The organism is Brevibacillus sp. FW301-21C12A (genome assembly GCF_058788915.1).
This window is the reverse complement of the sequence record NZ_JBYTBG010000103.1, coordinates 1-1,729: the sequence shown is the minus strand read 5'-3', so window position 1 is coordinate 1,729 and position 1,729 is coordinate 1. Positions and strand designations below refer to the sequence as shown.

Below are 1,729 nucleotides of genomic sequence, written 5' to 3'. Positions count from 1 at the left end.
AGTGTAAACCAGCCATATAAAAAAGTGAAAAACTACGCTAGAGGAAGATCAAGCACGTTTAATGGTGAAGAGCTAAAAAAAGCTTAGTTTTGATAATAAATTGTACACAATCAAAAGAAGGTGAGATTCTTACTTAATACGTTCAATATGTTGTTTGGTTTGCTAAAGCTTTTCCGCACATCTAGGCGTTTTGTTGCCCCAAGCCAAGCGATGTGATGCGTGGTCCAGCTAACAGAGCCCCCATTACAATGATTATTGGAGAATTTAGGATTTCAAATTGGTAAGCTTAGTTTTGGAGGTAGAAAATCAGTGAAAAAAATGAAACTGCTATCATTATCACTTCTGGCAAGTATCTCTTTTTTATCTACAAGTGCTGCTGCCCATGATGATCGTTGCAACGATTCCAGTTGCCATGTGTGGAGAGGTGGATTTAATACTGGGGACAAGGTCAGTGATTTGAAATATTGGTTGGATTCCTCCGTTTCCGATGCTGGCTATACTTCTATCATAAATTTTGGAGCCTCGTCCTGGAATAATATATCAACCAGTGTTTCACTTTCTCAAGTTTCAAAAAAAAATGATTCACAGGTCAGAGTTTATGTTTCTTACTACTCTCAGTTTTGGGACGGACAATGGGAGCCTTATTATACTGATTCAAAAGGAAATTTAAATTTTGATGGCAACAATTTCGAGGATTGGAGTTTAGGGAACATTAGACTTAATCTGCAGCAAATAAAAAATCGTTCCTCCAGCTTTAAAAAGAAAGTGGCTGTGCATGAATTTGGTCATTCTTTAAGTTTGGCGCATAACATGGATGATGTATCAGTCATGAAACCAGGAGAACTTTCTTTTAATGAGCCTCAAAAGGCAGACAAAACCCACTTGAAAAATAGATGGAAATAACTTGGAGGGAAACAAACATGCTTGGAAAAATTGTAATGGCTTTAACAACTTCGCTTGTAGCTGGATACGTTTACCTGGACAATCAGGTAGAAGTGAGAAACTCTCACGCTTCCGTTACTGTGTATGAGAGCGTAAAGGATTTGGAGAAAGATGCCGACCTGATTATTATTGGAGAAGCAACGAATAAGACTGAAAACTATATCAGGTATCATGAAAATGGCGAAATTGATGATTATTCCACAAAAAGAATGGTGAAGGTTCAAAAAATATTTAAAAATAATTTGGATGAAAAGCTCGCTGTCGGCGATGAAGTCGAGGTCTGGGAGCCTAGTATCATCATAAAAGACGGTGTCATCGGAAAACAGCAGCGGACGATTGAAGGTTATCGCCTGATGCAAAATGAAAAGAAGTATGTTTTATTCCTGAAGAAAAACACCTATTTTAACAACCTGGCCCCCTTGGGCGTGATCCAGGGCAAGTTTCCTCTCGATGAAGCAAGTAAAAGTCTGAATTACGCGTACAAGGACGAATTTAAACATTATAACTTTCCTCAGTTTGACAAGTTGAATGAAGAAGTTTCCATTAAGTACAAAATGGAATAGCCCCAAAAGAGAGTCTGTCTGTCAAGATTTTTATGTACACGGAAGGACATCCATCGTCGCGAACCCCCTTACTTGTTTAGCTGGTGCCAGCAAACAGAGGGGGTTTTTTCTGTGAAAATCCACTTATGCACCGCCGGGATATAATTGGGGCTTGCTGAACGAATGAGAAATATACAAGAAATCATGAATAATATGCAGATTTGGTTCCAAAACAGCAAAGTCAG

2 protein-coding genes are annotated in these 1,729 nt (G+C 38.6%); both read left to right on the top strand.

Annotation, left to right across the window (positions count from 1 at the left end; genetic code table 11):
- The first annotated feature begins 318 nt into the window (after positions 1 to 318).
- On the top strand, positions 319 to 903 hold the full coding sequence (locus tag AC3WQH_RS25405; RefSeq protein WP_238504450.1) for a matrixin family metalloprotease: 585 nt from the start codon (positions 319 to 321) through the stop codon (positions 901 to 903).
- Positions 904 to 920: 17 nt separating this feature from the next.
- A complete protein-coding gene (locus tag AC3WQH_RS25400) occupies positions 921 to 1,505 on the top strand; it encodes a hypothetical protein (RefSeq protein ID WP_026557906.1) in 585 nt (194 codons plus the stop codon).
- Positions 1,506 to 1,729 lie beyond the last annotated feature (224 nt).